The sequence below is a fragment of the Streptomyces sp. NPDC051452 genome, from assembly GCF_044454765.1.
In the GTDB taxonomy this organism is placed as follows: domain Bacteria; phylum Actinomycetota; class Actinomycetes; order Streptomycetales; family Streptomycetaceae; genus Streptomyces.
The window spans coordinates 130,011-153,132 of sequence record NZ_JBITEB010000002.1; the positions used below are offsets into that span (position 1 = coordinate 130,011).

The following is a 23,122-nucleotide window of genomic DNA, read 5'->3' on the forward strand; positions in this document are numbered from 1 at the left end:
ACCGGCCCCCACCGGCACCGTTTTTCAGAGTACGGATGGGAGCGGACAGGGGAAGGCGATTTGCAGAACTGGCCGTCCGACGCGTTTATGGTGTGCCGCATGTTTCGTATTGAGGCGGAAGTCGACAACGACCGACGTGATCTGCTCCGCTCGCGGCTGCGGGACACCAACCTGGCGGCGTCCCCGGTGCTGGCCGCCCTGCGCGGCACGCCCGGCGAACGCGAAGTCCCCCTGCACGTGTGGGCGTCGGATTCCTCGGGCGGCCTGGCCGGCGGTCTGGTCGGCCACACCTGGGCGACCTGGCTGCACGTCACCTACCTGTGGGTGGACGCCCGGTACCGGGGCGCGGGGCTGGGCGGGCGGCTGCTGGCGCGGGCGGAACGCATCGCCCGCGCCGACCGCGCCTGCACCGCCGCCCGCCTGGAGACCTGGGACTTCCAGGCCCCGGACTTCTACACCGGACAGGGCTACGACGTGGTGTCCGTGATCCCCGACTATCCACCGGGGATCACGGAGTACACCCTGACCAAGCGGCTGCGCTGACGGACGCCCGGGGCCGTCAGTCCAGGCGGTGGGCGCCCGCCGACGGCACCGCCTCGAAGACGCGCGGGGTCGTGAACCCGGCCCCGGCGAAGGCCTCCTCGATCGCCTTGGTGAGGGTGTCCACCTCGGTGACCTCCGTCAGGACGATCGCCGACCCACCGAAGCCGCCGCCCGTCATCCGGGCGCCCAGGGCGCCGGCGGCCAGGGCCGTGTCCACCACCAGGTCCAGCTCCGGACAGGAGATGCGGAAGTCGTCGCGCAGCGAGACATGGCCCTCGGTGAGGACGGGACCGATGGCCCGGACCTCCCCGGAGCGCAGCAGACCGACGACCCGCTCGACCCGCTGGTCCTCCGTCACCACATGCCGGACCAGGCGGCGGACCTCCTCCTCGTCACCCAGGCCCGCGAGGGCGGCGTCCAGGCCGTCGTAGGGCACGTCCCGCAGGGCGTCGACGCCGAGCAGCGCGGCGCCCTTCTCGCAGCCGGCCCGGCGCTTGCCGTACTCGCCGCCGCTGTGGGCGTGCTTGACCTGCGTGTCCACCACCAGCAGGCGCAGACCCCCGGCCGCGAGGTCGAAGGGGATCTGGTGCTGGGACAGGTCCCGGGTGTCGAGGAACAGGGCGTGCCCCGGCTCGCAGCACGCGGACGCCGTCTGGTCCATGATGCCGGTCGGCGCGCCGACGTAGAGGTTCTCGGCGCGCTGGCACAGCCGGGCCAGCTGCCACCGTCGCAGGCCGAGACCGTACAGGTCGTTCAGCGCGAGCGCGACGACGACCTCCAGGGCCGCCGAGGAGGACAGGCCCGCTCCCGTGGGGACGGTGGAGGACAGGTGGATGTCCGCGCCGGCGACCGCGTGGCCCGCCTCGCGCAGCGCCCAGACCACGCCCGCCGGGTACGCCGTCCACTCGGCGTCGCCCCCCGGCGCGAGCGCGGTGGGGGCGAGCTCCACCACGCCGCCCTCGACGTCCGCCGAGTGCAGGCGCAGCACCCCGTCGTCCCGGCGGGAGACCGCCGCGACGACCTGGTGCGGCAGCGCGAACGGCATCACGAAGCCGTCGTTGTAGTCGGTGTGTTCGCCGATCAGGTTGACCCGGCCCGGGGCCGCCCACACCCCCTGCGGCGCGGCCCCGTACAGCTCGGTGAAGCGCTCCGCGACCCGCTGTGCCCCCACTAGTGCTCCTTCGTGTTGCGCCGCGCGAAGTCCCACGCGTCCGCGACGATGCCCGCGAGGTCCGCGCGGGACGGATTCCAGCCCAGCTTCTCGCGGGCGGTGTCCGCCGAGGCGACCAGCACCGCGGGGTCACCGCCCCGGCGCGGGGCGATCACCTCGGGGATCGGGTGGCCGGTGACCTCGCGGACGGTCTCGATGACCTCGCGGACGGAGAACCCGCTGCCGTTGCCGAGGTTGCAGATCAGGTGCTCGCCCGGCCGGGCCGCGGTCAGGGCCAGCAGATGGGCCTCGGCGAGGTCCGCGACGTGGATGTAGTCGCGTACGCAGGTGCCGTCCGGGGTCGGGTAGTCGTCGCCGTAGACGGAGATCGCCTCACGGCGGCCGAGGGCGACCTGGAGGACGAGCGGGATGAGGTGCGACTCGGGGTCGTGCCGCTCGCCGCAGGTGCCGTAGGCGCCGGCCACGTTGAAGTAACGCAGGGACACCGCCGCCAGGCCGTGGGCCTTCGCCTCACTGGTGATCATGTGGTCGACGGCGAGTTTGGTGGCGCCGTAGGCACTGGTGGGCCGGGTCGGCGCACTCTCCACGATCGGCACCTGCTCGGGCTCGCCGTAGGTCGCGGCCGTGGAGGAGAAGACCAGCTTGCGCACTCCCGCCTCGCGCATCGCGCCGAGCAGGGCCATGCTGCCGGCGACGTTGTTGTCCCAGTACTTCTCCGGCTTCACGACCGACTCGCCGACCTGCGAGAAGGCGGCGAAGTGCAGCACGGCGTCGTAGGAGGAGTCGAGCCACTTGGCGGCGTCGCGGATGTCGCCCTCGATGAAGGCGGCGCCGGCCGGGACGCCCTCGCGGAAGCCGGTGGAGAGGTTGTCGAGGACGGTGACCTCGTGGCCGGCCTCCAGCAGATGCCGGGCCACGACCCCGCCGACGTAACCCGCGCCACCCGTCACCAGGTACTTCATGAAGTCGCTACCTCTCGCAGTCGTCCGGCCGCGCGTTCCGGCGGCACGTCGTTGATGAACACGCTCATGCCGGACTCGGAACCCGCGAGGAACTTCAGCTTGCCGGAAGTGCGGCGGATGGTGAAAAGCTCGAGGTGGAGCGCGAAGTCGTCCCGGGTGACACCGTCGAAGTCCGCCAGCGCGCCGAAGGGGGCCTGGTGCCAGGCCGCGATGTACGGCGTCACGCCCTCCCCCTCGCCCGCGCTCGCGCTCCCTCCGGTGTCGAAGAGCCGGTCGAAGCGCCTCAAGAGTTCCAGATAGACCTGGGGGAACTCTGTGCGTGCCGCCTCGTCGAGCGCGAGGAGGTCCGGGACGCGACGCCTGGGGTACAGGTGGACCTCGTAGGGCCAGTGCGCCGCGTACGGCACGAAGGCCACCCAGTGTTCACTCTCAAGGACGACCCGCTCCGCGGCGCTCTCCCGCTCCAGCACGGCGTCGAAGAGGTTCTGGCCGCCGGTGGACTCCTTGTGGGCGGCGAGCGAGCGGAGCATCAGCGCGGTGCGCGGGGTGGTGAAGGGGTAGGCGTAGATCTGCCCGTGCGGGTGGCCCAGGGTCACACCGATCTCGGCGCCGCGGTTCTCGAAGCAGAACACCTGCTCCACGGAGGGCAGATGGGACAGCTCGGACGTGCGGTCGGTCCAGGCGTCGAGCACCAGCCGGGCCTGTTCCTCGGTGAGGCTCGCGAAGGAGGCGTCGTGGTCGGAGGTGAAGCAGACGACCTCGCAGCGGCCGGAGTCGCCGGCGAGCGAGGGGAAGCGGTTCTCGAAGACGACGACGTCGTAGGAGGAGTCCGGGATCTCGCTCAGCCGGTCGCCCCGCGTCGGGCACAGGGGGCACTCGTCGGCCGGCGGGTGGTAGGTGCGGCCCTGGCGGTGTGAGGCGACGGCGACCGCGTCGCCGAGCAGCGGGTCGCGGCGGATCTCGGAGGTGGTGACCGTACGGTCCAGCGGGCGGCGGTCGACGGCGTCCCGCACGGTGTCGTCCCGCAGGTCGTAGTAGATCAGCTCGCGACCGTCGGCCAGCCGGGTCGAGGTCTTCTTCACGCCGGGCTCCTTGCTTCGCACCCACTCACTCAACACGATCAAACATAACAAACCACAACTCGACAACACCTCGGTCGATCACAATCAAACAAAGAACACCACCCGGAGTGTTCAAAAATTGAACACCGCGGCGTAGGTTCCGCATGGATCAGTTCGCGCAACGAAGCGAGTTCTTCATGGAAACCCCCGCAGACGCCCCGACCTATCTGGCGGCGGAGCTACGGCTCCCCACCAACTGGCTGGACTACACGATCCTGGCGATCTACTTCGTCGTCGTCCTCGGCATCGGCTTGGCGGCCCGCCGTTCGGTGAAGACCAGCCTCGACTTCTTCCTGTCCGGACGCTCGCTGCCCGCCTGGATCACCGGCCTCGCCTTCATCTCGGCGAACCTGGCGGCCACCGAGATCCTGGGCATGGCGGCGAACAGCGCCCAGTACGGCGCCTACACCGTGCACTGGTACTGGATCGGCGCCATCCCGGCGATGGTCTTCCTGGGCCTGGTGATGATGCCCTTCTACTACGGCAGCAAGGTCCGCTCGGTCCCCGAGTTCCTGCTGCTGCGCTTCGACAAGGCCGCCCACCTGCTCAGCTCGATCCTGTTCGCGTTCGCCGCCATCCTGATCGCGGGCGTCAACCTCTACGCCCTCGCGATCGTCGTCGAGGCGCTGCTCGGCTGGCCGCAGTGGGTGGCGATCGTCGTCGCCGGCGCCTTCGTGCTCGCCTACATCACGCTCGGCGGTCTGTCCTCGGCCATCTACAACGAGGTCCTGCAGTTCTTCGTGATCCTCGCCGCCCTCATCCCGATCACCATCCTCGGTCTGAAGAAGGTCGGCGGCTGGGGCGGTCTGACCGACAAGCTGAGCGCCACCCACGGGCAGAACTTCACCAGCGCCTGGGGCGGCACCGGCATCGGCAGCGCCAACCCGCTCGGCGCCAACTGGCTGACCATCGTCCTCGGGCTCGGCTTCGTGCTCTCCTTCGGCTACTGGACCACCAACTTCGCCGAGGTGCAGCGCGCCCTGTCCGCGAAGAACCTCTCCGCCGGACAGCGCACCCCGCTGATCGCGGCCTACCCGAAGATCTTCATCGTCTTCCTGGTGATGATCCCGGGCCTGGTCGCCGCCGCGCTCGTCCCCAAGATCGGCACCGCCGGCTCCGGCCTGCAGTACAACGACGCCATCCCCTACCTGATGCAGGAACTGCTGCCCAACGGCGTGCTCGGCATCGCCGTCACCGGGCTGCTGGCGGCCTTCATGGCGGGCATGGCGGCCAACGTGTCGTCCTTCAACACGGTGTTCACCAACGACATCTGGGCCAAGTACGTGGTGCGGGACCGCGAGGACGCCTACTACGTCCGCTTCGGGCGCCTGATCACGGTGATCGGCGTGGCCGCCTCGGTCGGCACGGCGTTCCTGGCGTCGTCGTTCTCGAACATCATGAGCTACCTGCAGACGCTGTTCTCCTTCTTCAACGTGCCGATGTTCGTGGTCTTCATCGTCGGCATGTTCTGGAAGCGCGCGTCCGCCAAGTCCGGGTTCTGGGGCCTGCTGGCCGGCACCACGGCGGCGATGGTCAACTACTTCGTGTTCTACAAGAAGGGGATCATCTCCATCCCCTCCGACCAGGGCGCCAACTTCGTCTCCGCCATCGCCGGATTCGTCGCCGGAGCGGTCGTGATGGTCGCCGTGTCCCTGTTCACCAAGCCCAAGCCGGCGCAGGAGCTGCAGGGTCTGGTCTACGGCACCCGGTCCCCCGGCATGTCCGAACCGCCCGCCGCGGGGGACGACGCCTGGTACCGCAGGCCCGCCCTGCTGGGCTGGGGCGCGGTCGTCCTGGCCGCCGCCTGCTACATCCCGTTCTCGTTCTGACGCGGGAGGATCGAGGAAATCATGAGCGAACACTCCGACCGTCCGGGCCGTTCCGAGCGCTCGGGCTTCTCCGAGCAGGACGTCCAGCGCGAAGTCACCGAACTGGAGGCCAAGTCCGCGACCGCGGCCCGCATCTTCGACCTGCGCCGCATCATCGGCGGCCTGTTCGTGCTGTACGGCGTCATCGTCACGATCGCCGGCATCACCGACTCGCGGTCGGCCATCGACAAGGCCCAGGGCGTCAACATCAACCTGTGGACCGGGATCGGGATGCTGCTGCTGGGGATCTTCTTCCTGGCCTGGCTGAAGCTGCGGCCCACTGTCCCGCCGGCTCCCGCGGAGGTCGCGCGGGAGGGGCAGGAGTAACCGCCGCTCACCCTGGCGAGCACGGGCGCGTGGGACCCGGTCGCGTGGTTCCCCGCGCCCCTTCGGGGCACGGTCGCCTCTCGCCCGCGGGAGGGTGCGGGGGGCTTCGGGTGCCCGGCCGGTCAGGTGGGCGGGGCGGCCGGGGGGTGGAGGGTGGTGGCCGCCCGGTCCAGCAGGCCGGTTCGTGCCGCCAGGGCCGCCGCCTCCAGGCGTGAGCCCACGTCGAGCTTCATCAGCACCCGCTGTACGTGCGTCCGCGCGGTGCTCGGCGCGATGCCCATGCCCGCCGCGATCAGCCGCGTGTCCTCCCCGTCGGCCACCCGCACCAGCACCTCCACCTCGCGCGGCGTGAGCATCCGGAGCAGCCGCTGGGCCTCGTCGTCGGGCTGTGCGGCCGGATTGAGCAGCTCGCCGAACGCCCCCTGCAGCAACTGCGGGGCCACCGCCGCCTCTCCGGCGCGGGCCTTCATGATGGCCCGCTCGACGCCCTCGATCCGCTCGTCGTGCCGCACATACCCCGACGCGCCCGCGGCGAAGGCCGCCGCGATGCCGCGCGGGGACGGCACCGGACCCAGCACCACCACCGCGACCTGCGGCCGCTCCCGTTTGATCTTCACCACCGGGTCGAAGGCGCCCGGCTCGGCCGGTGCCGCCGTACCCAGCAGACAGACCTCCGGCGCCCGCGTGATCACCAGGTCCGCCGCGCCCGCGGCCGGCGCCGCCGCCGCGAGCACGCGGTGGCCGCGCAGCTTCAGAGCCGACGCCAGCGCCTCCGCGAGCAGGCGATGGTCGTCGACGACCATGAGCCGCACTGCCATAGAGCAACCCCCCAGTCCCTCCCCGTGGATGCCCCACTATGGACGTCCACCGGTCCGCCAGGACAGAGGGCCCCCCGGCGCCTCGCCCTTCATGCCCCCGGAAGCTACACGCTTGTTCGACGTCGCGCTGCCGCTCTCGACGAGAAGTGCCCCGGATCGATGAATCCGGGGCACTTCTCGATGGGTCACCCGTTCGGGCGAGGCGGGCGGCGCCGGCCGCGGTCCGTCAGCCGCTCGTGCCGAACCCCATCACCAGGTACTCCTTGCCGTACGTCGAGTCCGTCTTGTGGGCGAACACCGCCGACATGTAGAGGCGGCCCCGCCCGAAGAGGATCTCGGCGTAGTCCGGCAGCAGGCCGGTCTCCGCCTCCCGCACGGTGCGCGTGGAGGGGTTCTCCAGCAGCTTGGTCTGCTTGAAGCTGCCGCCGTCGATGCTGACGATCTGGCCGCCCTTGTCGTACGGCGGCCGCTTGTAGACGAGCAGGTTGGTGCCGTCCATGCGCAGCGGCGACACGATGTAGCCGTCGCCTGCCTCGGCGCGCTGGCCGGTCTGCTTGCCCGTCTTCAGGTCGAACGCGATGACCTCGTTGGTCTTGCTGAAGGACGCGCCCTTGCCGTCGTGCTCCTCGGTCGGCAGGTACAGCCTGCCGTTGCCGGCGACGATCTGCTTGCAGCCGTCGACGCGGGTGATGCCGTCGCAGCGGCCGCCGTAGGTGTCGCCGGGCGCGGAGATGCGGGTGAGCAGTTTGCCGGTCCCGGCGTCGATGGAGAAGTAGTCCGACACCCCGCTGCCGTCGCCGGCGCTGTCACCGACGTCGGCCGCGACCACCAGCGGGTCGGTGGAGACGACGGAGGCGTACTCGACGCCCGCGGGCATCTTGTACTCGGCGATCACCTTCCCCGACTTGGGGTCGATGTTCTGGATGTGCAGCTGCCGGTTGTCGTACTCGCCGCACTTGCGTACGGCGACCAGCCGGGCGCCGCCGGCGTAGCCGGCGTCGTAGCAGGTGTCGCCCGGCTTCGGCTGCCACAGCGGCGCGCCGGAGTCGATGTCGAACGCGGCGCCGCCGTTGAGGCTGCCGACCGCGACGGTGTGCCGGGAGACCGTCACGTTCTGGAAGGTGAGCGGGGTGTCACCGGACTTGACCGACTTCGTCCACAGCTTCTTGCCCGCGCCGAGGTCGATCGCGGCGATCTGGCTGCAGCCCGCGGTGGTGTTCTTCGCGGGCATCCTCGGCTGGAAGGCGACCGCCGTCTTGCCGTCCGAGGTGACCTGGCCGCTGGCCGCGCACACCGGGCCGGGCAGCTTGACCGTCCACAGCCGGGTGCCCTTGGCCGGGTCGTAACCGGTGATCTCGGCGATGCCGCTCTTGGCGTACACCGTGTCGGTCAGCCACGAGCCCGAGGTGACGACCGTGTCGTCCGTCTTGGGCAGCGGGACCTGGAGCAGCACGTGGGAGGCGGGATCGGCCGGCACCTTCTCCTTGCCGCCGGCGGACGTGCCGCCGGCCGAGCCGGTGCCGTTCTTGCCACCGGTGCCGCCCGTGCCGCCGCCGGACGAGGCGGTGTCGTGCCGGTCGCCGTCGCCGCCGGAGGAGTTGGCGTACCAGATGCCGCCGACGACGATCAGCGCGATGGCGACGACCGCCGCGACGACGATGAGCAGGGTGGTGTTGTTCCGCCCGCCCCCGCCCGGCGCGGGATGGGGCTGCATGGGCACGGTCGGCGGCGGGCCCGGGTAGCCGTAGCCCGGCTGCGGGGGCTGGACCGGCTGCGCGTAGGGGTTCTGCGGCTGGGCGCCGTAACCGGGCGGCTGCTGCCGACCGTAGGCCGGGGGCTGGGTGGCGTACGGGTTCTGCCCGCCGCCGGGGTAGCCGTAGCCGGGCTGCGGCTGGGGGGGCGGGGCCGTCTGCGGGTAGCCGTAGCCGGGTTGCGGAGGCTGCGGGGGCGGGCCGGCCGGAGGGGTCGGCGGGCCGGCCACGGGCGGCTGCGGGGGCTGTGGGGTTCCCGGGGTCGGGGGGCCGAAGCCGCCCTGCTGAGGGGGCTGGTTCGGCGGCGGAGGGGGCGGCTGCGTCATGGGAGCGGTTACCTCGGTGAAGCTCGGAAGGCCGTAGGACGGACGGGACTCGGGACTGCGTGCGAGAGGACGGACACCGGGCTTCAGTTGCCGAAGGCCATCATCAGCTTCTCCTTGGAGTCGTCGTTGCCGGAGAGCCGGCCGGCGGAGATGTAGAACCGTCCGCCGGACCAGGCGATGGCACCGTCGTAGAAGGTGTCCTCGATGGCGGCGGTGCCCTGCGGGTTGCGCAGCAGCCGGGTGCTCTGGTGGGAGGAGCCGGTGACCGGGATCGACACCACCTGGCCGCCGGCGTCGTACGAGGGCTGCACGTACGCGATGAGCTTGCCGCCCTCGACCTTCATCGGGGCCATCGGCTCCGCCGCGGGCGACTTGGCCCGCCACTTCGCCTTGCCGTCGGCGAGGCTGATCGCGACGATCTCGTTGGCGCTGCCGGTGGCGTCCGTGGGCAGGTAGAGCGTGTCGGCGTCGACCGCCACGCCCTGGCAGCCCTGCAGGTCGCGTTCGAGGATGGCCCAGCCGCAGCGGGGGGCGAACTTCTCGTCGGCCTTGACCTCGGAACGGAACTTGCCGTCCTTGGTGAAGGTGGAGATGTTCCAGGCCTTCTTGTCCCGGTTGGTCAGATAGACCACGAGCGGGTCGACGGAGTACGTCCGGGCGACCTGCCAGCCCTTCTTGACCGGCTGGGTCCACTTCACCCTGCCGGTCGCCGGGTCGAGATCCGAGATCTCGTCGTGCTCCCTGTCCGTGCCCGCCGCGCAGGAGGCCACCTGGACCAGCCGGTCGGTGCCGCCCGCGAACGCGGTCGGGAAGCAGGCCGCGCCGTACTTCTCCTTGTCGTACAGCTTCTTGCCGCTGCCGATGTCATAGGCCGTGCCCGACTGGGAGCGGCCCACCATCAGGACCTTGCCGCTCACCGTCAGCTCGACGTTGAGCGCGCTGTCGAACAGCCCGCCGTCGGCGACCTCGCCGTGCCAGCCCTTCGCGCCCGTGTCCAGGTCGATCTGCTGGAGCTGGTTGCACTTGGCCCGGTCGCCCGAGCCGTTCATGTACGCCACGACGATCTTGCCGTCGGCCGACTGCCCCGAGGTGGCCGCGCAGATCTTCTGCGGGAAGGTGATCGGGCCCCAGGCGGCGGCGCCGTCGGCGGCGCCGAAGGCGAAGACCTGCTTGTACGCCGCCTTCACCGCGGTCTTGCCGGTGATCCACATGCCGGGCGCGTCCGCGCCGGAACCCGGGGCGTCCGGGGCCGACTTGTACCAGAGCACCTTGGCCTCACCGGCCTGCCGGCCCTGGTTGAGGTCCTCGGGGTCGTCTGCGGCGGCGCTCTGTCCGGACGCGGTCGCCGAGGGGGAGGCCGACCGCTTGCCGTCGTCGCTCTGCTGGGCGACGGGCTTCTTCGCGCCGCCGCCGTCGCCTCCGCTGGTGACGGCGAACACCGTGACGCCGCCGACGACGAGCAGCGCGGCCACCGCGGCGCCGATGATCAGCGCCCGGTTCTTCCCGGGGCCGGACCGGTTCCCGAAGGGCGCGCCGGGCACGGTGGCGGGCGCTGCCGGGTAGGGCGGCTGGTGGGCGTAGCCGTAACCGGGCTGCGGTGCCGCGCCGTAGGGGCCCGGCGGCTGCTGCTGCGGGTAGCCGTAGGGGCCCTGGGCGCCCGGGGCGGCGGGAGCGCCGTACGGGCCGGGCTGCTGGGGGTAGCCGTAGCCGGGCTGGGGCTGCGGCGGGCCGGCGGGCGGCTGGGCCGGGGGCGGCGGCACGGGCGTGGCGCCCGGGGTCGCCTGGGGCGCGCCGAAACCGCTGTGCGCCGGGGGCTGTTGCGGGGGGCCGAAGCCGCCGCCCGGTGGTGGCTGGTCCCCGGGCGGCTGGTCCTGCGGCGCTCCGGGGCCGCCCTGCGGCGGCTGGTTGGGCGGCTGAGTCATCAGCGCTCTTCCCCCTCGTTCACTGATTTTTAGCCACGCCCTGAGGTCCGTGACGCACCCAAGGTCGTATTCAGACGGTTCTCAGGCCGTTCTCGGACGGCTCTTTCGGCTCTTTCTATCACCCGCCACCGACAGCGCACGGCCTCGCTTCCGCCGCCGTTCCCAAGGGAGAACCGGCTCGTGATGGCGCCGTTACGCACCTTCACGCCCCCTTCACGCCCCTCACGCGGGCGGGCGGCCCCGCCCGGCCCGGTCAGGCGTCCTCCGCCAATTCCAGCCAGCGCATCTCCAGTTCGTCGCGCTCGCCGGACAGGTCCCGCAGCTGGGCGTCCAGTTCGGCCACCTTCGCGAAGTCGGTCGCGTTCTCGGCGATCCGGGCGTGCAGCTTCGCCTCCTTCTCGGAGACCTTGTCCAACTGGCGCTCGATCTTCTGGAGTTCCTTCTTGGCGGCACGCTGGTCGGCGGCGCTCTTCTCCGTGGTGGCCGGTTTGGGCGCCGCGGCGGCGCTCTGCGCGGCGACCGTCTCCTCCATGCGCCGGCGCCGCTCCAGGTACTCGTCGATCCCGCGCGGCAGCATCCGCAGCGCGCCGTCACCGAGGAGGGCGAAGACCCGGTCGGTGGTGCGCTCGACGAAGAAGCGGTCGTGGGAGATGACGATCATCGAGCCGGGCCAGCCGTCGAGGACGTCCTCCAGCTGGGTGAGGGTCTCGATGTCGAGGTCGTTGGTGGGCTCGTCGAGGAAGAGGACGTTGGGCTCGTCCATGAGGAGGCGCAGCAGCTGGAGCCGGCGGCGCTCACCACCGGAGAGGTCGCCCACCGGCGTCCACTGCTTCTCCTTGCCGAAGCCGAACGTCTCGCACAGCTGACCGGCGGTCAGCTCGCGTCCCTTGCCGAGGTCGACGCGCTCGCGGATCTGCTGCACGGCCTCCAGGACCCGCCAGGTGGGGTCGAGTTCGGCGACCTCCTGGGAGAGGTAGGCGAGCCGGACCGTCTTGCCGACGACGACCCGTCCGCCCGCGGGCTGCGCCTCGCCCCCCGTGCGGGCCGCGTCGGCCAGGGCCCGCAGCAGGGAGGTCTTGCCGGCGCCGTTGACCCCGACGAGGCCGATCCGGTCGCCCGGCCCGAGCTGCCAGGTGATGTGCTCGAGCAGCACCTTGGGGCCGGCCTGCACGGTGACGTCTTCCAGGTCGAAGACGGTCTTGCCGAGCCGCGAGGAGGCGAAGTTCATCAGCTCGCCGCTGTCCCGGGGCGGCGGCACGTCCGCGATCAGCTCGTTGGCGGCCTCGACGCGAAAGCGCGGCTTGGAGGTACGGGCGGGGGCGCCGCGCCGCAGCCAGGCCAGCTCCTTGCGGATCAGGTTCTGCCGCTTGACCTCCTCGGTGGCCGCGATCCGCTCGCGTTCGGCGCGCGCGAAGACGTAGTCCGAGTAGCCGCCCTCGTACTCGTACACGGCACCGCGCTGTACGTCCCACATGCGGGTTGAGACCTGGTCCAGGAACCACCGGTCGTGGGTCACGCAGACCAGTGCCGAGCGGCGGTTCTGCAGGTGCCGGGCGAGCCAGGCGATGCCCTCGACGTCGAGGTGGTTGGTGGGCTCGTCGAGGACGAGCAGGTCCTGTTCCTCGATGAGCAGCTTGGCGAGCGCGATACGGCGCCGCTCACCGCCGGACAGCGGTCCGATGACGGTGTCCAGGCCCTTGGGGAAGCCCGGCAGGTCCAGCCCGCCGAACAGTCCCGTCAGTACGTCCCGGACCTTGGCGTTGCCGGCCCACTCGTGGTCGGCCATGTCGCCGATGACCTCGTGGCGGACGGTGGCGGCGGGGTCCAGGGAGTCGTGCTGGGTGAGGACGCCGGTGCGCAGCCCGCCGGAGTGGGTGACCCGGCCGGTGTCGGCCTCCTCCAGCTTCGCGAGCATCCGGATGAGGGTGGTCTTGCCGTCGCCGTTGCGGCCGACGACCCCGATCCGGTCCCCCTCCGACACACCGAGCGAGACGCCGTCCAGGAGGGCACGGGTGCCGTAGACCTTGCTGACGTTCTCGACATTGACCAGGTTGACGGCCATTTCACTCCTGCACCACGGGGGTCGGTCAGCCTCCCAGCCTAATGCTCGGCGCGAGCGGTCCCCGCCGCCCGGGACCGGCACCGCTCGTTCCGGCGGCCCCGCACCGGCGGCCGGACCGCCCCGGGCCGGCCTGGGGCGGGCCTGGGGGTGGGCCTCGCTGGTCAGGCGGGGGTGGGCGCCGGCGCCACCACGCTCGCGCCCGGCGCGGGCGCGGTCGCCGTGCGGACGGTCCGGCAGGTGCCCGAGGCGCGCAGGGCCTCGGCCACCTTTGCGCCGGAGTCCGGGTCGCGCACCAGGAAGGCCGTCGTCGGGCCCGAGCCCGAGACCAGGGCGGCCAGGGCGCCGGCGGCGCGCCCCGCGTCGAGGGTGGCGGCCAGCTCCGGGAAGAGGGAGAGGGCGGCGGGCTGGAGGTCGTTGGAGACGGTGGCGGCCAGCGCGTCGGCGTCGCCTTTCGCGAGCGCTTCCAGGAGGTCCGGGGCGGCCATCGGTGCCGGGATGTCGCGCCCCTCGGCCAGCCGGTCGAACTCACGGAAGACCGCCGGGGTGGACAGGCCGCGCCCGGCCATCGCGAACACCCAGTGGAAGGTGCCGCCGGTCTCCAGGGCCGTCAGCCGCTCGCCCCGCCCGACGCCGAGGGCCGCGCCGCCCACCAGGCTGAACGGGACGTCGCTGCCCAGCTCGGCGCAGATCGACAGGAGTTCGGCGCGGGAGGCACCGGTGCCCCACAGCGTGTCGCAGGCGAGCAGCGCGCCCGCGCCGTCGGCGCTGCCGCCCGCCATGCCCCCGGCGACGGGGATGTCCTTGGCGATGTGGAGGTGCACGGCCGGTTCGATGCCGCGCCGGGCGGCGAGCGCGATCGCCGCGCGCGCGGCGAGGTTGGTGCGGTCCAGCGGAACCTGCCCGGCGTCCGGGCCCTCGCAGGTGACCCGCAGCTCGTCGGCGGGGGTGACGGTGACCTCGTCGTACAGGCCGACGGCGAGGAAGACGTTGGCGAGGTCGTGGAATCCGTCGGGACGGGCGGCGCCGACCGCGAGCTGGACGTTGACCTTGGCGGGGACGCGGACCGTGACGCTCACTGCTGACCGGGCTCCTTGGTGTGCGGGCGTGGGCGGCGTTGCCCGACGGTGCCGGGCGCGGTCCGGCACCACCTGGCGTTACGCGGTGGGCGGGGCGTTCTCGGCGATGCGGGCGAACTCCTCGACCGTCAACGACTCCCCGCGTGCCTGCGGCGAGACACCGGCGGCGACCAGGGCGGCCTCCGCGGCGGCGGCGGACCCGGCCCAGCCGGAGAGGGCCGCCCGCAGGGTCTTGCGGCGCTGCGCGAACGCCGCGTCGACCACCGCGAAGACCTGCTTCCTGGTGGCCGTCGTGCGGATCGGCTCGGTGCGCCGGACGAGGGAGACCAGTCCGCTGTCGACGTTCGGAGCGGGCCAGAAGACGTTGCGGCCGATGGCACCGGCCCGCTTGACCTGGGCGTACCAGTTGGCCTTGACGGACGGCACGCCGTACACCCGGGAGCCGGGCGCGGCGGCGAGCCGGTCGGCGACCTCGGACTGCACCATCACCAGTGTGCGCTCGATGCCGGGGAAGGTGTCGAGCATGTGCAGCAGCACCGGCACGGCCACGTTGTAGGGCAGGTTCGCCACCAGGGCGGTGGGGGCGGGGCCGGGCAGTTCGGTGACCCGCATGGCGTCGGAGTGGACCAGCGCGAACCGGTCGGCGCGTTGCGGCATGCGGGCCGCGACGGTCGCGGGCAGCGCGGCGGCGAGCACGTCGTCGATCTCGACCGCGGTGACCCGGTCGGCGCTCTCCAGGAGCGCGAGGGTCAGGGAGCCGAGGCCGGGACCGACCTCGACGACCACGTCGTCGGGGCGGACCCCGGCGGTCCGCACGATACGGCGGACCGTGTTGGCGTCGATCACGAAGTTCTGGCCGCGCTGCTTGGTGGGGCGTACACCGAGCGCTGCCGCCAGCTCACGGATGTCGGCCGGGCCGAGGAGGGCGTCGGGGGTGGGGCTGCTCACGGGACAAGGGTACGGGGGCCCGGCCCGCCCCCTCGCCGGCGGTCCTCGGACCTGTGCGACAGGGCCTAGCCGTGCAGTCGGGCCCCGCAGTGCGGCCAGGGGGTCGCGCCCCGGGTCATGTACAGCTTCTTCGCGCGGAAGGTCTGCTCCTGCGCCGACGCGTCCTGCGGGCGTCCGCTGCCGCCGAGGCTGTGCCAGGTGCGGGTGTCGAACTGGTAGAGCCCGCCGTACGTGCCCGAGGGGTCGACCGCGTGCGGGCGGCCGCCGGACTCGCAGACGGCCAGGGCGTGCCAGTCGAGGTGGTCGGCGCCGTGCACCGAGGGCGGCAGCGGCTTGGTGCCCACCCTCACCAGTTGTCTGCGCGGTCGGCGCACCACCTCGGATCTCTCCCTGCGGGGCTTTTGCCGGACCCCGTTGACGGTGCGCACCAGATAGGTGGTCCGCAGCAGTCCGGGCCGCCCCGGCTCGGCGACGACCTCGGTGCCCTTGAAGAGGGTGGGGTCCTCGGTGCGCTCCGTCTCGTACGGGATCCGCTCCTCCTGGACCTCCCGGGTGCCGCGCACCCGCAGCACGGTCACGGTCTGTCCGTCGCGCGGGAAGCTGTCGGGCGGGACGGAGAGGGTGTCCTGGCCGCGCAGCGTGATCCCGGCCTCCTCGACGGCCTCGTGGACGGTGGCCGCGTTGGTGCGGAGGGTGCGGGCCCGGCCGTCCGCCATGATCGTGACGGCCCGCTCGGTGCGTACGTCGAGGGCGAGCCCGGCGCGTCCGATGCTCTGGGAGCGCGAGGTGGACAGGTAGGCGCCCTCCGCGCGCACGCCGAGTTCGTCCAGGGCCCCCTCCACCGTGCGGGCCGTCGTCCAGACCTCCTGCCGCCGGCCGTCGAGGGTGAGCCGTACGGGGCGCCCGTAGCGCACGGCGACCTCGTCGCCGCTGGCGAGCGCCGTGCCGGGAGCGGGCGCGATCATGTCGTGCGCTCCCACGTGTACGCCCTCTTCGGCGAGCAGTTCGTCGACGTCGTCGGCGAAGGTGTGCAGCGTGCGCGGACGGCCGTCGACGCTGAGTTCGACCGCCTTGTCCTCGGCGACGAACGCGGTGGTGCCGCCGGCCAGGAACGCCACGACCAGGGCCTGCGGGAGCAGGCGGCGCACGGCGGTGTCCGGGCGCTCGGTGTAGCGGGCCCTGCGCCGGCGCGCGGCACGTCCGCTCGCCTCGGCGTGCGAAATGGCGTCGGGCGCCGGTACGGCGACGGCGTACGCCTCCGGCGCGCCCGCCTCGCCGGTGTACGCGGCGCGGGCGCGCGTCCCCTCGGCCGTCCCGCTCCCGCTCTGCCGCGGGAGCAGCGGCTCGCCGGCGCGGGCATGGGCGGGCGGCGCCGCCGGGACGCCGGGCAGTGTCGCGGTCCACGCCTCGGCCGACGCCTCGGTCCGTGTCTCGTACGCGGGCCGGTAGGTGTCCGTGTACGCCATCGCGTAGGTCGGCGTCCGCGCGTCGTGCGGGCCGGGCCACGCGCCGTACGGCGGGCCGGGCGGCGGGGTGTAGGGGCCGTACGCCTCATAGGTCTCGTACTGGGAGTTGCTCACGCCGACACGCTCCAGAGAGCCAGAGGGGTCCGGATCGGGCCCCCAGAACCTAGCGGAGCGCTCGTCACTCTCCAAAGCGGCACGACCACGGAGCGTGGCCACCCTGGCCCCGGCCGACCCCCCGGGCGTTATCGCCTGGTTATCCGCCGGTTACAGTCGGTAGTCGAAGGCTCGGGCGGTGTTCGCGCCCAGCGCTGTCGCCAGCGCGTCTTCGTCGATGCCGCGTACGGCGGCCATCGCGCGGACCGTGACCGGAACGAGATACGGGGCGTTGGGCCGTCCGCGGTACGGGGCCGGGGTCAGGAAGGGCGCGTCGGTCTCCACGAGGACCAGCTCCAGCGGGGCGACGGCGAGCGCGTCCCGCAGATTCCCGGCGTTCTTGAAGGTGACGTTGCCGGCGAAAGACATGAAGTATCCCTCGCGGGCGCAGATCTCGGCCATCTCGGCGTCGCCGGAGTAGCAGTGGAAGACGGTGCGCTCGGGGGCGCCCTCCTCCTTCAGGACGCGCAGGACGTCGGCGTGGGCGTCCCGGTCGTGGATCACGAGCGTCTTGCCGTGCCGCTTGGCGATCTCGATGTGGGCGCGGAAGGACCGCTCCTGCGCCTCCTTGCCCTCGGGGCCGGTGCGGAAGTGGTCCAGGCCCGTCTCGCCGACGCCCTTCACCTGGGGCAGCCCGGCCATCCGGTCGATCTCGGCCAGCGCCTCGTCCAGCGCCGCGTCGCCGCCCGGCTGCCGGGCGCCCTGCCGGGACCAGCCTCCCTCGGGCTCGCCGTGGACGATCCGCGGGGCCTCGTTGGGGTGCAGGGCGACGGTCGCGTGGACGTTGTCGTGGGCGGCCGCGGTCTCGGCGGCCCACCGGGAGCCCTCGAGGTCGCAGCCGACCTGGACGACCGTCGTCACGCCCACCGACGCGGCCTTGGCCAGGCCCTCCTCGACCGTGCCCGACTGCATGTCGAGGTGGGTGTGCGAGTCGGCCACGGGCACCCGCAGGGGCGCCGGGAGCGGAGGCGCGGCGTGCTTGTCGCGCTTGTCGTGCTGGTCCTGCGGGGCGCCGGGGCCGGTGTTCGAGGGCATGTCCCGATCCTACGAAAGGGACACGCCCCGACGGCCGGCCGCTCAGCTCGCCCGGTGCTGGAACGGGTGCAGGAGGTCGGACAGATGCCAGTGGTGCGGCTGCCGGGGCCGTGCGGGTGCCGCCTGCGGCGCGGTCGCCGGCGCCTCGGCCGGGCCGGCCTGGGGCGTGTGCGGGCGCCGCTCCATGCCGCCACGCGCCGACGAGACCTGGCCCGCGCGCATGATCCGCACGAGGTGGCCGTCGCAGTTCTGGCAGCTGGGCCGGCTCAGCGGCGACGGCACGGGCCGGCCGTCCGCCACGTACCGCACGAACGCCTGTCCTTCGGCGTCCCTGTGGTGCTCTATCTCGTACGACTGCTCCCAGCCGTGCCCGCAGCGCATGCAGGCGAACGAATACGACTCGTGAACGACGGCTGTGGCCATACCGCTGAGACCGGTCTGCCCTGCGATGTCACTCATGCCAGCTCCTCTTGTCCGCTGGACACGGGACGGGTGCGTCCCTTCGACCAGTGGACGCCTGCGCGGGCCGGAGCGCAGCAGGCCTGTCGAGTGTTGGAGCCGATTTGGACCTTCCTTGCCGAAAAGGGCCCGTCGGACGCCCGTGCCCTTTGCCATCGGCGACAGCCTTTTGCCCTCCCATGGGGCATCTGCGCTCACCCGAGAAAGGCCGTGCTCAGAGGGTGGGTTCGCGCAGGTCAGGAAGGGCCGAGGAGGAGGGCGCAGGGCCGGCGCCGCCGCGCCGCTCAGCCGGAGGCGCGCTTCGCCGCGACCACCGCGTCGAACACCACCCGCTTGGGCAGCCCCGCCTGCGCCGCCACCGCCGCGATGGCCTCCTTGCGCCGCTCGCCGGCCTCCTCGCGCACCCGCACCCGGCGGACCAGCTCCTCGGCGTCGAGTTCCTCCGGACCCGGTTCGGCGGCGCCCTCCACCACGACCGTGATCTCGCCGCGCACCCCCTCCGCGGCCCACCGCGCCAGCTCCTCCAGCGGACCGCGCCGCACCTCCTCGTACGTCTTGGTCAGCTCGCGGCAGACGGCGGCCCGCCGCTCGGCGCCGAACACCTCGGCCATGGCGGCGAGAGTGTCGTCGAGGCGGTGCGGGGCCTCGAAGTAGACGAGGGTCCGCCGCTCGTCGGCCACCTCGCGCAGCCGGGACAGCCGCTCGCCCGCCTTGCGCGGCAGGAAGCCCTCGAAGCAGAACCGGTCGACGGGCAGCCCGGACAGGGCGAGCGCGGTGAGCACGGCGGACGGTCCGGGCACGGCGGTGACCGGGATGTCCTGCTCCACGGCGGCCGCCACCAGCCGGTACCCCGGGTCGGAGACCGACGGCATACCGGCGTCGGTCACCAGCAGCACGCGCGCGCCGCCGAGCAGCAGCTCGACCAGTTCCGGCGTACGGGCGGACTCGTTGCCCTCGAAGTACGACAGCACGCGGCCCTTGGGCGTCACCCCCAGGGCCTGGGTGAGCCGGCGCAGCCGCCGGGTGTCCTCGGCGGCGACCACGTCGGCGCCGGCCAGCTCCTCGGCCAGCCGGGGCGGCGCGTCCGCGATGGCGCCGATGGGGGTACCTGCGAGGACAAGGGTTCCAGTCACCCCTCCATCCTCCCAGGGCGCGCGCGGGCCTCCTGCCGGGGCGTCCGGGCCGCTGCGGGGCCGCCCCCTCGGACACGGGTTCGACGCACCGGAAAACACATCGCGTCCCGACCGGTACCGCACATGCGCGGGACTCGCACGGAACCGTTCCCTACGATGGCGCGGTGACCAGTACCGCGTCCTCCATGGACCTCCGGCAGGACCAGGCGCCGCACGACCAGCGGCCGCCGTGGCAGCAGCGGCTGCGCCGATTCGGGTACGCGCCGGCGACGGACGCGCCCGAGGGCGACGTACGCGACCGGCTGGTGCCGCCGTACGCGGAGCCGAGCCCCCGGCTGTGGCACGTGCTCGGCGTCTCTCCGGTCCTCGCCGAGCGGCTCACCCGCTGGTCGGGCTGGGGCGGTCCGCTGCTGGTGACGCTGATGGCGGGCCTGATGCGGTTCTGGAACCTGGGCAGCCCGCGCGCGGTGATATTCGACGAGACGTACTACGCCAAGGACGCCTGGGCGCTCGTCCACCACGGTTTCGAGGTCAGCTGGGATAAGTACGGCAAGAACGCCAACGACCTGGTCCTGCAGACGCACGGGCATCTGGCGGTGCCCACGGACCCGGCGTACGTCGTGCACCCCCCGGTGGGCAAGTACGTCATCGGGCTGGGCGAACTGGTCTTCGGATTCGACCCGGTCGGCTGGCGGTTCATGACGGCGCTGCTCGGGACCTTGAGCGTGCTGCTGCTGTGCCGGATCGGGCGGCGGATGTTCCGCTCGACGTTCCTCGGCTGCCTGGCGGGCGCGCTGATGGCGGTGGACGGCCTGCACTTCGTGATGAGCCGGACCTCGCTGCTCGACGGCGTGCTGATGTTCTTCGTGGTGGCCGCGTTCGGCTGCCTGATCGTCGACCGGGACCGCTCACGGCGGAGACTGGCCGCCGCGCTGCCGACCGGCCCCGACGGCCGGGTCCGCCCGGACGCGCACGTCGCGGACACCTTCCGCTTCGGCCCGCGCCCCTGGCGCTGGGGGGCCGGGCTGATGCTGGGCCTGGCCATCGGCACGAAGTGGAACGGGCTGTACGTGCTGGCCGCGTTCTGTGTGATGACGGTGCTGTGGGACGTCGGCGCGCGCAAGGTGGCCGGCGCGCGGCGCCCGTACCTCGCGGTCCTGAAGTACGACACCGGACTCGCCTTCCTCGCGACGGTTCCGGTGGCGGTCGTCGTCTACCTGGTCTCCTGGACCGGCTGGATCCTCTCCCCGGCCGACGGCACCGGCGGCTACTACCGCAACTGGGCGGCCACCGACGGCAGGGGCGGCAGCTGGACCTTCCTGCCCGACTGGCTGCGCAGCCTGTGGCACTACGAGCACGAGGTCTACAACTTCCACGTCCATCTCTCGCAGCCGCACACGTACCAGTCCAACCCGTGGAGCTGGATCGTGCTGGGCCGTCCGGTGTCGTACTTCTACGAGTCCCCCTCCCCCGGCGCCGACGGCTGCCCCGCGGACGCGGGCCAGAAGTGCGCCCGGGAGGTGCTGGCGATCGGTACGCCGCTTCTGTGGTGGGCCGCGTGCCTCGCGATCCTGTACGTGCTGTGGCGCTGGGCGTTCCGCCGGGACTGGCGGGCCGGCGCGATCGCCTGCGGCATCGCGGCCGGCTATCTGCCGTGGTTCATGTACCAGGAGCGGACGATCTTCCTCTTCTACGCGGTCGTCTTCCTGCCGTTCCTGTGCCTGGCGGTGGCCATGATGATCGGCGCGATCGTCGGCCCCCCGGGCTCCAGCGACACCCGCCGAGTGATCGGCGCCTCCACGGCCGGCGTGCTGGTCCTGCTGATCGCCTGGAACTTCATCTACTTCTGGCCCCTCTACACCGGCACCGCGATCCCCATCGACCAGTGGCGGTCGCGGATGTGGCTGGATACCTGGGTCTAGCTGGGCGGACCCGCGCAGCGGAGCGCCGGCCAGCTGGTCAGAAGAGCGCGTCCTGCTCTGCTGCCCTGGGGGCCGAGGCCGGTCCGGGAACGGTTGTAATCATCCCCTCGCGGCGTCGAGCGGCCGGCGTGCCGGTCCAGTAGGTGGTGCACTGCCGGCGGGCGGCCCAAGCCGTGTCCGCCGGCAGGACCGGGTGCCAGACCACTCCGGTGTAGTCCTGCGGAGCGGGATGGGTGCTGCCGGAGGTCCCACCGTCTCGGGTGTAGACGGTGATGCGATAGACCCCGTTCAAGGCCTTCCAGGTCTTCTGGGCAGTGCGGGAGCCGAGCAAGGCAGCGAGCATCTGAAAGCTGTCGATGCGCCCTTGGTCGACCTGCGTCCAGCAGTGTCCGCCGCCCTCGTGCCGATGTCCGTCGCCGGCGATGAGCGCGTCGTAGAGGATCCGGGCTTGGCCGAGTGTCAGCGACGAGATCAAGAGGGGCGGTAGCTGTTTGCCCGGCAGGGTGGCTCGGATCTCGGCCCCGAGATCGGCCCCGATGTAGAAGGGGATGACGCCGTCCGCTCTCCTCTTGTGTTCCTTGAAGGTGTAGCCCCGACTTGTGAAGTACGAGGCGAGGCGGCGGAGCCGCTGGGTCCCCTCGGGGTTGGCTCGTTCCGATTGCGAGACGCTGACGTGGTTCCAGAAGCCGCCCTTCTGCGGTTTGGGGAAGCAGCCTTCCGTGATGATCCAGCCGAGCAGCTCGATGAACTCGTCGGAATAGGGCGACGAAGCGTCGAATGCGCTGGGGGTTCCACCGCCGAAGACGAGTCGGGCCCAGTTCCTGCCGCGCAGGTCCGCCGTGGTGGACCACTGGTGCGGAAGGTCCTGCCCGTTCTTGCGGCCTCGCTCGCTTTGTTCCATCCAGCGGTGCCCTGGCGTGGTCAGCGCGGAGACAGACCTGTGGCTCCACCGGATCAGCGGGCCGTCCTGATCCGATACCCAACGATGCCGGTTGAGGCCGGAAATAGGTGTCCAGCGGATCCGCTTGTGGATGAGATCCATGGTCAGGATGTGATCATCGGCCCGCAACGCGTCGTGGGAGCGCCAACCACCGGGGGTGAGCGCTTCCGTCGCGGCGTCAACTCCATCCGCCGTCAATGATGTTGAGTGGTCCATGAGCCGAGTGTGGCAAGGCGGTCTGACACCACGGGACGGCCCTCCGGCACCGCGCCCGGTACGTCGGGCCGGACGACACCGAGAAGAGCAGTGCCCGAGTGCGCCTACGGTTTCGTCGATGTAACCTGAAAAAGGGTCTTCTGAGCTGCCCCCTTCTCCGGAAAACCGACGCATGCAGCGTGAGATCACCGTGGCATCGTTCGGAAATACACCCCCCGAGGCAACTGCTGGGGGGTCTACGACTGCTTGACCTGACAGGTCACTCGAATTCGCGCGCAGAAGAATCGTGGAGGGAGGAGTGAAATGAGCCTCGCTCACCTCGCGTCAGGCGGCAACGGAATCATATACGGCGTAGTCGCTCAGGACGGGCGCCTGCTCTTCTACCGGGACGAGCACCAAGACGGAACCAACGCACCCAACGGCTCCACCGGCTGGTCCGCCAACTCCGGCAACCAGATCGGCCAACACTGGGAAGGCGCAAGACTCCTGGCCGGTGGCGGAGACGGAATCCTGTACGTGGTGCACCAGGACGGCCGCCTGCTCTTCTACCGAGACGAGCACCAAGACGGAACCAACGCACCCAACGGCTCCACCGGCTGGTCCACCAACTCCGGCAACCAGATCGGCCAACACTGGGAGCAGATCAAACAAATCATCTGCGGACCCAAGGGAGTCATCTACGCCGTGCACCAGGACGGGCGCCTCTTCTACTACCGGGACGAGAGCCGAGACGGAAGCAACGCGCCCGACGGTTCCACCGGGTGGGACACCAACTCCGGCAAGCAGATCGGTCAAGGTTGGGCGTGAGCTCCTCAGGTCCCCGGGGCGCGGCGCCGCCGCGGTCCGGGTCTGATCACGGTTTCGGCAACTTCGGTCGGCGCGGCGGCGCAACCGCCTACAGTG

General features: G+C 71.8%; 19 protein-coding genes. 5 read left to right on the forward strand and 14 right to left on the reverse strand.

Annotated features, from left to right (window positions below; all coding sequences use genetic code 11):
- The first annotated feature begins 87 nt into the window (after positions 1-87).
- Positions 88-543: a GNAT family N-acetyltransferase gene (locus ACIBA9_RS05830; protein ID WP_399361219.1), complete on the forward strand. Its 456-nt coding sequence runs from the start codon at positions 88-90 to the stop codon at positions 541-543.
- A 16-nt stretch (positions 544-559) separates the two neighbouring features.
- On the opposite strand, the gene galK is transcribed toward ACIBA9_RS05830, so the two are convergent.
- Genes galK through galT form a run of 3 tightly spaced genes read right to left on the reverse strand, consistent with a single transcriptional unit; the run spans position 560 to position 3,758 of the window.
- Positions 560-1,714, reverse strand: a complete 1,155-nt coding sequence (galK, locus tag ACIBA9_RS05835) for a galactokinase (RefSeq protein ID WP_399360095.1) — start codon at positions 1,712-1,714, stop codon at positions 560-562.
- The gene (galE, locus tag ACIBA9_RS05840) at positions 1,714-2,676 is read right to left on the reverse strand and encodes a UDP-glucose 4-epimerase GalE (protein ID WP_399360096.1); all 963 of its coding nucleotides are present in this window, start codon (positions 2,674-2,676) and stop codon (positions 1,714-1,716) included. The genes galK and galE overlap by 1 nt, the downstream gene beginning before the upstream one ends.
- Positions 2,673-3,758, reverse strand: a complete 1,086-nt coding sequence (gene galT / locus ACIBA9_RS05845; RefSeq protein ID WP_399360097.1) for a galactose-1-phosphate uridylyltransferase — start codon at positions 3,756-3,758, stop codon at positions 2,673-2,675. The genes galE and galT overlap by 4 nt, the downstream gene beginning before the upstream one ends.
- Before the next feature lie 176 nt (positions 3,759-3,934).
- Here galT and ACIBA9_RS05850 point away from each other — a divergent pair, with 176 nt between their 5' ends.
- Together ACIBA9_RS05850 and ACIBA9_RS05855 are read left to right on the forward strand one after the other, a co-directional pair.
- Positions 3,935-5,626 (forward strand): sodium:solute symporter family protein, encoded by a 1,692-nt coding sequence (locus ACIBA9_RS05850; protein ID WP_399360098.1) that lies wholly within the window; start codon positions 3,935-3,937, stop codon positions 5,624-5,626.
- A 21-nt stretch (positions 5,627-5,647) separates the two neighbouring features.
- Complete coding sequence (locus ACIBA9_RS05855; RefSeq protein WP_399360099.1) at positions 5,648-5,992, forward strand: hypothetical protein; 345 nt, start codon at positions 5,648-5,650, stop codon at positions 5,990-5,992.
- A gap of 122 nt (positions 5,993-6,114) precedes the next feature.
- On the opposite strand, the gene ACIBA9_RS05860 is transcribed toward ACIBA9_RS05855, so the two are convergent.
- The 10 genes from ACIBA9_RS05860 to rsmI all read right to left on the reverse strand — a co-directional run bounded on the left by ACIBA9_RS05860 (position 6,115) and on the right by rsmI (position 19,141).
- On the reverse strand, positions 6,115-6,810 hold the full coding sequence (locus tag ACIBA9_RS05860) for a LuxR C-terminal-related transcriptional regulator (protein WP_399360100.1): 696 nt from the start codon (positions 6,808-6,810) through the stop codon (positions 6,115-6,117).
- A 226-nt stretch (positions 6,811-7,036) separates the two neighbouring features.
- Entirely contained in the window at positions 7,037-8,887 is a 1,851-nt protein-coding gene (locus ACIBA9_RS05865; RefSeq protein WP_399360101.1) for a PQQ-binding-like beta-propeller repeat protein, read from the reverse strand.
- 83 nt (positions 8,888-8,970) lie between these two features.
- Positions 8,971-10,809 (reverse strand): PQQ-binding-like beta-propeller repeat protein, encoded by a 1,839-nt coding sequence (locus tag ACIBA9_RS05870; protein ID WP_399360102.1) that lies wholly within the window; start codon positions 10,807-10,809, stop codon positions 8,971-8,973.
- Between the two features lie 253 nt (positions 10,810-11,062).
- Positions 11,063-12,871: an ABC-F family ATP-binding cassette domain-containing protein gene (locus ACIBA9_RS05875; RefSeq protein ID WP_399360103.1), complete on the reverse strand. Its 1,809-nt coding sequence runs from the start codon at positions 12,869-12,871 to the stop codon at positions 11,063-11,065.
- Between the two features lie 161 nt (positions 12,872-13,032).
- Positions 13,033-13,947, reverse strand: coding sequence for a 4-(cytidine 5'-diphospho)-2-C-methyl-D-erythritol kinase (locus tag ACIBA9_RS05880; protein WP_399360104.1), 915 nt, complete (start codon positions 13,945-13,947; stop codon positions 13,033-13,035).
- A 78-nt stretch (positions 13,948-14,025) separates the two neighbouring features.
- Complete coding sequence (rsmA, locus tag ACIBA9_RS05885) at positions 14,026-14,895, reverse strand: 16S rRNA (adenine(1518)-N(6)/adenine(1519)-N(6))-dimethyltransferase RsmA (protein ID WP_399360105.1); 870 nt, start codon at positions 14,893-14,895, stop codon at positions 14,026-14,028.
- A 65-nt stretch (positions 14,896-14,960) separates the two neighbouring features.
- A complete protein-coding gene (locus ACIBA9_RS05890; RefSeq protein ID WP_399360106.1) occupies positions 14,961-16,475 on the reverse strand; it encodes a ubiquitin-like domain-containing protein in 1,515 nt (504 codons plus the stop codon).
- Positions 16,476-16,625: 150 nt separating this feature from the next.
- Complete coding sequence (locus ACIBA9_RS05895) at positions 16,626-17,549, reverse strand: TatD family hydrolase (RefSeq protein ID WP_399360107.1); 924 nt, start codon at positions 17,547-17,549, stop codon at positions 16,626-16,628.
- 42 nt (positions 17,550-17,591) lie between these two features.
- Complete coding sequence (locus ACIBA9_RS05900) at positions 17,592-18,008, reverse strand: hypothetical protein (RefSeq protein WP_399360109.1); 417 nt, start codon at positions 18,006-18,008, stop codon at positions 17,592-17,594.
- Between the two features lie 284 nt (positions 18,009-18,292).
- Entirely contained in the window at positions 18,293-19,141 is an 849-nt protein-coding gene (gene rsmI / locus ACIBA9_RS05905; protein ID WP_399360111.1) for a 16S rRNA (cytidine(1402)-2'-O)-methyltransferase, read from the reverse strand.
- 164 nt (positions 19,142-19,305) lie between these two features.
- On the opposite strand from rsmI, the gene ACIBA9_RS05910 reads away from it, so the two are divergent.
- The gene (locus ACIBA9_RS05910; RefSeq protein ID WP_399360112.1) at positions 19,306-21,063 is read left to right on the forward strand and encodes a dolichyl-phosphate-mannose--protein mannosyltransferase; all 1,758 of its coding nucleotides are present in this window, start codon (positions 19,306-19,308) and stop codon (positions 21,061-21,063) included.
- A 37-nt stretch (positions 21,064-21,100) separates the two neighbouring features.
- Here the strand turns inward: ACIBA9_RS05910 and ACIBA9_RS05915 are convergent, their stop codons facing one another.
- A complete protein-coding gene (locus ACIBA9_RS05915) occupies positions 21,101-22,219 on the reverse strand; it encodes a hypothetical protein (RefSeq protein ID WP_399360113.1) in 1,119 nt (372 codons plus the stop codon).
- Between the two features lie 267 nt (positions 22,220-22,486).
- Between ACIBA9_RS05915 and ACIBA9_RS05920 the strand changes: the two genes are divergently transcribed.
- Positions 22,487-23,026 (forward strand): tachylectin-related carbohydrate-binding protein, encoded by a 540-nt coding sequence (locus ACIBA9_RS05920; RefSeq protein ID WP_399361222.1) that lies wholly within the window; start codon positions 22,487-22,489, stop codon positions 23,024-23,026.
- Positions 23,027-23,122: the final 96 nt, after the last annotated feature.